Raw genomic sequence first — 7,880 nt, 5'->3', positions numbered from 1 at the left:
CCGGCCGCCCGGGGGGCCCGCGGCTATCCACCACCCCGGCGGGGGGGCGCCGCGGCCACCGGCAGTTGTCTGTGCCCCGGGCGTGCCGGGGCCCGGGGGCGCGGCGCACAGGGAACGGCGGGTGTTGTCGTGAGCAGCCACTACTTGCCCCACGCCTCCAGGTACGCCTTCTTGAAATCGATCTCCGGGCTGTAGGCAAAGGATTCGCCGTCTGCAGGCATGTTCTTTTCCGCATCAACCACCTGCTGCCCGACGCCGGAGGCCAGGATTTCCTGCCCGGCCAGCAGCCGCAGCGCGGTGTCCACGCCGGACCATCCGTCCCACTCGAGGCTGAAGGCCACGGAGGCGTCCTGGCCCTGGCCGTCTGCAATCAGGTCCAGGTTGCTGCGCTGGCCAAAGGTGCCGATGACGGCCAAGTCATCGGAGCGCTGGGAGGAGACGATCGCCTGCGAAAGACCGGCCATAAACCATCCGTCCAGCGGAACGGAGATGGCGTTGGCTTCCGGAGCCTGCAGCAGGGCCGTGGAGAGCTTCTGTCCCATGGCGCCGCTCGCGGCGTCCTGGTTGCCCAGCTGCAGGGTCCCGACTATCTCACAGGTCTCGCAGTCCTCGAGAGCAGTGTTAAGGCCGTCGCTGATCCACGGTCCAAAGCGGGCGTCCGCAAAGGTCACTTCCAGCAGTTTGACCTCTCCGCCGGTCTGGCCCATCAGCCAGTTGGCCTGCATTTCACCGACCTTGTTCCACCACTGCTCGTTGTCCAGGTTGTCCAGTTTTTTGGTTATTCCGCTGTACAGCGGCTCACCGCCATCGATATCGCAGTCATTGGCTCCGACGCCCACAGTGGTGATTCCTGCTGTGCGGGCTTCTTCGAGCGGACCCTGGAAGCTGGAGCAGTCCTGGCCCATCACCAGGATGACGTCGGCATTGGCTGCCACGCCCTGGCGGATGCAGCTGGCCCAGCCGTTGGGATTGAGCTGGCCGTCGCAGATGTTCTGCTCCCAGCCGATGGCGGCGGCAGCATCCGCGGCGGCCTGGGCGGGTGTGGAGCACGTCGTCTGGGACTGTCCGCAGGAGACGATCCATGCAGACAGGCCTTCGGGAACGGGAACAGCCTCGGTGGGCGGGGTCCCGACGATGCCCTCGTAGGCAAGGGCGAGAACTTCGGATCCGTCTGATGCCGAGGCGCTTACAGACATCGTCGGTTCCGGGCTGGGTGCGTCCGCAGCGGGCGTTGAGCCGCAGGAAGCCAGCGCGAGGCTGGCGATAAACAAGGCGCTAAGGGCGCCCCGGGCCTTGGTTCTCGGCGATAAGCTTCTCATCAGGTCTCCATCGACAGTCAAAGGGTGAATAACGTGATTCAGATCACGTTGTTATGACCACTGTGATGGGACCGGATTATTTGGGGAAGCGACACATTGGGATAGTTGCTATTCGTTCGGTGGATAGCAGACGTGCAGAAAGCGGCCTATGACCGAACGGATAGGCCGCTTTCTGCTGTTCCGGGGCGCTGGTGTCAGAGGGCCGGGCCGCTGGCTGCGCCGCCCTGCCACAGGGCATCGAACGGGGTGTTGGAGGAGACCCGGTTGCGGATGCCTTCGGTTACGAATGCCTTGGCGGTGCGGGCCGCTTCGAGCGGGGTGGCTCCCTTGGCCAGCTCGGCGGTGATGGCGGCAGCCAGCGTGCACCCGGCGCCGCTGACGGCGACGTCGCCCACCTTGGGAGCGCGCAGCACCTCCAGGGTCTCACCGTCATAAAAGACGTCGACGGCGTCATCACCTTCGAGCCGCACGCCGCCTTTGGCCAGCACAACGGCACCGGAGGCTTCGTGGATGCGCTTCGCTGCCTCCTTGAGGTCCTCCACGGACTCGATTGAGTCCATGCCGGCCAGGGACATCGACTCGAAGTGGTTCGGCGTGACGAAGGTGGCCAGCGGCAGGATCTGTGCCTTCAGTGCCTGGTCCGTGTCCAGCGCTGCTCCCGGCTCCTGTCCCTTGCAGATCAGCACCGGGTCCAGCACGATGTTGGTCCAGTCCTGGCTCTGCAGCGCCTTGGCAACGGTGTCGATGGTGGCCGGAGTGCCCAGCATGCCGATTTTCACCGTGCCCAGGTCATAGGCGGTCTGGATAGCCTCCAGCTGGTCCGCGATAACCTGCGGGTCAACCGGAACAAAGCGGTGGTTCCAGTTGTCTTTGGGGTCAAAGGAAACGATGCAGGTCAGGGCTGCAATGCCGTAGGTCCCCAGTTCCTGGAAGGTCTTGAGGTCTGCCTGGGCGCCCGCTCCGCCGGTGGCTTCGGAACCGGCGATGGTGAGCGTGACGGGAGGATGTGTAGTTGAAGACATGGGTCCATCTTCTACCCAACGCGGGGCGCCCCGCCACCCGGTTCCACTCCCGTGTCCTGCGCTAGTAACGCACGTCCATCAGCCGCCACACGGCGAGGCGTCCGGCAGCGGCTGAGACGCCGATTGCCAGGGCCATCAGCAGGGGTACCCCAATGGATCCGGCGATGAGCCCGATGACCAGCCAGGCCAGCAGCGTGGGCACCAGGAAAAACGCGAGGACGTGCAGCCACTGGTTGGGGACGTCCCGCAGCAGCAGGCCCAGGGCCAGACCCACGGGTGCCGCCGTCAGTAGTCCGATGCCGGCTGCATAAAAAGCCGCAATGACAATGATCCAGAGGTAACCCCAGAAGTCCCGGGACGTGCCCCAGCCGATGGCCACTGTGGCGATCGTGGCAACCAGCAGGCAGGCGACGGCGTAGCCGGTGACAAAGGCGGTGGGACCAAAGGTGACGCGGGGAGCCAGGAGAAGAGGTGCGCCCGCGCCGGAAGCAGGACCGGCGGCGCCCGCCGGAACGACGCCGTCGTCGTCCGCGTTTTCAGTCATGCGCTCGTGCTCCTCGCAGCAGCTTCACCACATCTTCCACGATATTGCGCACAACGGGTAGCCGGGAGAGGATCACGAGTTTGGCCACCAGGGGAGCCGTATTGGTAACCAGACGGCGGGAGCGGATCTGCCCGGGCGATGAATCGTAGACCCAGAAGAGGGTGACGCCCATCTGGACCAGCCACAGGAGTTCGGGCAGGTCATCGCGGACGGCCAGCGGAGGCTGGGGCCTGGCGGCCTGCACCGCCTGGCGGTAGACGGCAATCGACTTTCCGCGCCCAACCTGTTCGGCGTCAGCAGGTGCGGAGGACTTGCGGGTTCCCGGCGGGACCGGCAGGGCCGCGGTCTTCAGGAACTGGTGTCCCAGCGAGTGATAGGGGGCCAGGACGTCCAGGTTGGTCTGCAGGATAACCCGCAGGTGCTCTCCGAGGTTGTGTCCCTCGCGCAGCTGGGGAAGGGCGGCGGAGCGGTGCTGGTTCTGCAGCGAGCGGTACAGCTCGGCGACGATCGCGTCCTTGGAGGAGAAGTAGTAGTAGGCATTGCCCACGGACACGCCGGCTGCCGCGGCGATGCCGCGCATGGTGGTGCGCTCAAAGCCCTGGTCGCGGAACTGCTCTGTTGCAGCCTCCACCAGCCGCCTCCGGGTGGCTTCACTTTTTGACCCCGCGGCCATCGATCCCCTGTTCCAAGTTATGTACGGAGGACATTAGAGCACATTTTTGAACGCGTTCAAAAATGTGACGGCGGAAAAAACGTGGCAGAATTGACGCTGGTCCTTCAGGGCCGCCCGGGACAGCGGGCAAGTGCTAATACAGCCGGGCGGACGCCCAGGCGAACCACTAAACCGAAACGGGAAATCCATGTCTTCACCAACCCCGGCCGCTGCCCGCCAGGCACGCCAGATCCCCAGCTACGCTTCCCGGGGCAGCTCGCATTACGACCTGATCCTCACCCTCATGTGCGTGGTGATCATCATTTCCAACATCGGGGCGTCCAAGGGCGTGGTGCTGGGTCCGGTGTTCGGCGACTTCAGCATCATCACCGACGGCGGGTTCTTCCTCTTTCCGCTGGCGTACATCCTGGGCGACGTGATCAGCGAGGTCTACGGCTTCAAGGCAGCCCGGCGTGCAATCTACATGGGCTTTGCCATGGCGGCCTTCGCGGTGCTGTCCTTTGCGGTGATCATCGCCCTGCCCGGATTCGACGACGCGTACGGGCTGGAGAAGCAGGCGGCGCTTGAGGCCGCCCTGGGTCCGGTGTGGCAGATCGTCGCGGCGTCGCTGCTTGGTTTCCTGGCCGGGCAGCTGCTCAACGCCATGGTGCTCACCCGGATGAAGGCACGGTTCAAGGAGCGTGCACTGGTGGGCCGGCTGATGGCCTCCACCGGAGTCGGCGAGTTCGCGGACACCCTGATCTTCTGCGCCATTGCCGCCCCGGTGATCGGGATTACCGACGCCGGGCAATTCGTGAACTACGTGATCTTCGGCTTCGTCTACAAGACCGCCGTCGAGTTCCTCTTTGTGCCGGTCACCTCAACGGTGATCAAGGCGATCAAGAAGCGCGAGCCGACCTACGGACGCGCGGTCCCCGAAGAGGTCTAGGCCCTCCGGGGACGTGTGCGGCTAGCTGTAGTACTTGCCCAGGACCTCGTCCTTGAACTCGAAGAAGGTGCCGTCCTCGATGGCCAGGCGGGCGTCGTCGACCAGCTTCACGGTGAAGCGCTCGTTGTGGATGGAGATCAGCGTGTGGCTGACCATCTCATTGGCCTTGAACAGGTGCTGGATGTACGCCCGGGAATAGTTGGTGCAGGCGTAGCAGTCGCAGCCGTCCACCAGCGGACCGAAGTCGCGCTTGAACTTGGCATTGGAGAGGTTCTTCCGGCCGTACGGGGTGTAGAACGCGGAGTTCCGGGCCACCCGGGTGGGGGAGACGCAGTCGAAGGTGTCCGCCCCGTTCTCGATGGCGGTGAAGATGTCATCCGGTTCGGAGATGCCCAGCAGGTGCCGCGGCTTGTCTTCGGGAAGTTCCTCGGTGCACCAGCGCACAATCTTGCCGAGGTTTTCCTTCTCCAGGGCGCCGCCGATGCCGAAACCGTCGAAGTCCATGGCACCCAGATCCTGGGATGCCTTGCGGCGGAGGTCCTCATACTGTGCGCCCTGGAGGACGCCGAAGAGCGCCTGGTAGGGGCGGTGTGAGCGCTCCTCGGTGAGCCGGCGGTGCTCCACGAGGCAGCGTTCGGCCCACAGCCGCGTGCGTTCCAGGGAGCGTTCCTGGTAGCCGCGGGAGTTGAGCAGGGTGGTGAGCTCATCAAAGGCGAACATGATGTCCGCGCCGAGCTGGTGCTGCACCTGCATGGAGATTTCCGGGGTGAAGCGGTGCTTGTCCCCGTTGAGGTGGGACTTGAACCAGACGCCGTCGTCATCGATGTGGGCCAGGCGCTCCTTGCCGGGAGCGACGTCGTCGTCCGCTCCGGTGGCGTGGGTGGTGCCGTCGGCGTTCATGTTGATGACCTTCTTGAAACCGGCGCCCAGGCTCATGACCTGGAATCCGCCCGAATCGGTGAAGGTGGGGCCGGGCCAGTTCATGAATTTGCCCAGCCCGCCTGCCTCGTCGAGGATGTCCGCGCCGGGCTGCAGGTACAGGTGGTAGGCATTGGCCAGCACGGCCTGCGCGCCGAGCTGCGCCACGGATTCGGGCAGTACGGCCTTCACGGTGGCCTTGGTGCCGACGGCGATGAACGCCGGCGTCTGGATCTCGCCGTGCGGGGTGCTGATTACACCGGTGCGGCCCTGGAACTCACCGCCGTTCTCCTTGGTGCGGGACGCGGAGTCAGGGGCGGTTTCACGCAGGCGCTTACCGAGGGCAAAGGAAAAACCGGAGCTGGACACCACTCCATTTTGCCCTACATCCGGTGCGCGCCCCGCTCCGCGCCCGCAGGCGGGAGAGCCAGCGCACATAACTGAAGCCGCCGCGCCCGCCGAGCGTATGGTGAAGAAGGCGGACTCTCCGGCCCCGTGCGAAGCGCTGCCGCCCCTGAGCGACTGAAAGGCCCCCGAAGTCCCCTTGAACCACCTGCGCGAAATGTTCACCATTGCCCCTGCCCACAATGACCACCGGGTGGGCATCCGCTGCGGTATCGGCATAGGCGTCCCACTCGCAGTCCTGCTGGCAATCGGCAGAATCGACCTGGCAATCTTCGTGGCCTTTGGTGCCTTCACCAGCATCTACGGACGCAACGAACCGCACCGCCAGCGGCTGGGGCACCAGGCACGTGCCGGGGCGCTGATGTTCGCCGTGATCCTGGCTGGTGGGCTGTCCTCCCGGCTGGGGCTGGATGCTTGGGGAATCGTGATCGGCACCACCGCCGTGGCCGGACTGGCGACGGTGGTTACCGGCTACTGGCGCCTGCGCCCGGCGGGATCGCTGTTCCACATCTTTGCCTACGCGGCCATCGCTTCCGTACCCGCGCATCCTCCGCTGGAGCAGGGCGTGCTCGCGGCCGGAGCCACCATCACGTTCGCCATCCTGCTGGGTATGTCCGGAATGCTCCTGCCGCGCTACCGGACCGCGTGGGACAAGCCCCTGCGGCCGGGATTCACCCCCGCACAGCGCAGGGCCGTCTGGGCCGACGGCGCGCTGTACGCCGTTGCTGCCGCGGCCGCCGGCAGCATCGCCACGCTGCTGGGGATAGGCCACAACTACTGGGCGATGGTCGCGGCCACCGTTCCCCTGGTGGGCGCCACCTTCCGCCACCGCATCCACCGCGGCGTGAACCGCATGCTCGGAACGTTCGGAGGGCTGGGGATTACTGCGCTGATTCTGTTCGCCGGCCTGGCGCCCTGGCAGCTGGTTCTTGTCATCGCCCTGCTGCAGTGCGGTGCGGAGCTCTTCATCGCCCGGAACTACGCGCTGGCCCAGCTGGTCATCACACCGCTGGCGCTGCTCAGCACCGAGCTGTCCTCCTCCAGCGACCCCGCCGTGCTCATCCGGGACCGGGCGGTCGAAACCGTGACCGGCGCACTGGTGGGCATGGCACTGGTGCTGCTGCTGCAGCTGCGGGCCAGCCGGGCCAGTGCCGGCGGGCCGGCGGGTATCCCCGCTTAGAGAGCCAGGTTCAGGCCGCGCACCGCACTGAGTTCGGTGCGGATACGGCGCTGGAGCTCGGCGTCGGAATAGGTCTGTGAGCCGCCGTGCGCGCGCAGGTACAGCAGGGTGTTCAGGCGAAGGATCCGCCAGTCGCGTTCGCTGTGCTCATCCCCGGCCTCCGCTGCACGCTGGATTTCACGGTCATACAGGTTCGGCTCGTTCAGCTGGCGCTGCAGCAGCTCCGCGGAGAGCTTGGCCTTCAGCGGATCTGACTCGGCGTTGTCCCCGGCCCGGACAGCCTGGGCAAACGCTGCCGAGGTCTCCAGCTCGCCCGACTCATGGGTGATGTGGGCCGCCAGGGCCAAAGCTCCCTGGATCCAGTTCCAGCGGCCGTAGTTGCCGTCGAACCCCAGGCCGGTGATCAGGGAGCAGACCGCCAAGGCATTCTCGGAGTCGCCCAGATCCACGTACAGGGTGTGGGCGAGGTCCCGCACATCCTGCAGGTTGCTGCCGGCCTTGACGTTCAGTCCGCGGCTAAGCCGGGAGGTCAGTTCCTTGACCGCCCGGTCATCGGGGTGGGCGGCAGCAGCGGCCGCCAGGACAGCGGCATAGGTTTCTTCTTCGGTTGGGATGCTGCGGACGGCTTCGGCAGCGTTCTTCTCCGGTGCCGGGGCAGCCACCCGGACAGCCGCGCCGTAGGCAATGCGCAGGGTTTCCCCGTCTTCCAGATCGGCAATCACCAGGGCCGGGTTCCCGAGGTCGTCTTCCTCGACGCGGACAGCTGCCAGCGGTGCCAGCGTCAGCTCGTCCAAGACAAGTTTCTGCCCTGGTACAAGCAGTTCGGCATTGACCCGGAAGGCATACTTATCCGGCACACTCATCGACATGGCTGTTCCTTAGCGCTCGAAG

The 7,880-nt window shown here is 65.7% G+C and carries 8 protein-coding genes; 2 read left to right on the top strand and 6 right to left on the bottom strand.

The window, feature by feature from the left end; all coding sequences use genetic code 11:
• Nucleotides 1-140: 140 nt before the first annotated feature.
• From ACWGQ2_RS09020 to ACWGQ2_RS09005, 4 genes are all read right to left on the bottom strand, one after another.
• On the bottom strand, nt 141-1,319 hold the full coding sequence (locus ACWGQ2_RS09020) for a sugar ABC transporter substrate-binding protein (protein WP_452016425.1): 1,179 nt from the start codon (nt 1,317-1,319) through the stop codon (nt 141-143).
• 194 nt (nt 1,320-1,513) lie between these two features.
• On the bottom strand, nt 1,514-2,341 hold the full coding sequence (gene thiD / locus ACWGQ2_RS09015) for a bifunctional hydroxymethylpyrimidine kinase/phosphomethylpyrimidine kinase (RefSeq protein ID WP_452016423.1): 828 nt from the start codon (nt 2,339-2,341) through the stop codon (nt 1,514-1,516).
• A gap of 61 nt (nt 2,342-2,402) precedes the next feature.
• Nucleotides 2,403-2,885 carry a hypothetical protein gene (locus tag ACWGQ2_RS09010; protein WP_452016421.1) on the bottom strand — a complete coding sequence of 161 codons (483 nt, stop codon included), beginning with the start codon at nt 2,883-2,885 and terminating at the stop codon, nt 2,403-2,405.
• Complete coding sequence (locus tag ACWGQ2_RS09005; RefSeq protein ID WP_452016419.1) at nt 2,878-3,516, bottom strand: TetR family transcriptional regulator; 639 nt, start codon at nt 3,514-3,516, stop codon at nt 2,878-2,880. The genes ACWGQ2_RS09010 and ACWGQ2_RS09005 overlap by 8 nt, the downstream gene beginning before the upstream one ends.
• Nucleotides 3,517-3,745: 229 nt before the next feature.
• Between ACWGQ2_RS09005 and ACWGQ2_RS09000 the strand changes: the two genes are divergently transcribed.
• Nucleotides 3,746-4,486, top strand: a complete 741-nt coding sequence (locus tag ACWGQ2_RS09000) for a queuosine precursor transporter (RefSeq protein ID WP_452016417.1) — start codon at nt 3,746-3,748, stop codon at nt 4,484-4,486.
• Nucleotides 4,487-4,507: 21 nt separating this feature from the next.
• On the opposite strand, the gene tgt is transcribed toward ACWGQ2_RS09000, so the two are convergent.
• Nucleotides 4,508-5,773 carry a tRNA guanosine(34) transglycosylase Tgt gene (gene tgt, locus ACWGQ2_RS08995; RefSeq protein ID WP_452016415.1) on the bottom strand — a complete coding sequence of 422 codons (1,266 nt, stop codon included), beginning with the start codon at nt 5,771-5,773 and terminating at the stop codon, nt 4,508-4,510.
• Between the two features lie 175 nt (nt 5,774-5,948).
• Here tgt and ACWGQ2_RS08990 point away from each other — a divergent pair, with 175 nt between their 5' ends.
• Nucleotides 5,949-6,989 (top strand): FUSC family protein, encoded by a 1,041-nt coding sequence (locus ACWGQ2_RS08990; protein ID WP_452016413.1) that lies wholly within the window; start codon nt 5,949-5,951, stop codon nt 6,987-6,989.
• Here ACWGQ2_RS08990 and ACWGQ2_RS08985 read toward each other — a convergent pair.
• Complete coding sequence (locus ACWGQ2_RS08985) at nt 6,986-7,858, bottom strand: DUF6707 family protein (protein WP_452016411.1); 873 nt, start codon at nt 7,856-7,858, stop codon at nt 6,986-6,988. The two genes, ACWGQ2_RS08990 and ACWGQ2_RS08985, sit on opposite strands and share 4 nt — an antisense overlap.
• Between the last annotated feature and the right edge of the window lie 22 nt (nt 7,859-7,880).

The organism is Arthrobacter sp. NPDC055585 (assembly GCF_053619115.1).
The sequence above is the reverse complement of the archived record's forward strand: the minus strand, read 5'-3'. Positions and strand labels throughout refer to the sequence as shown.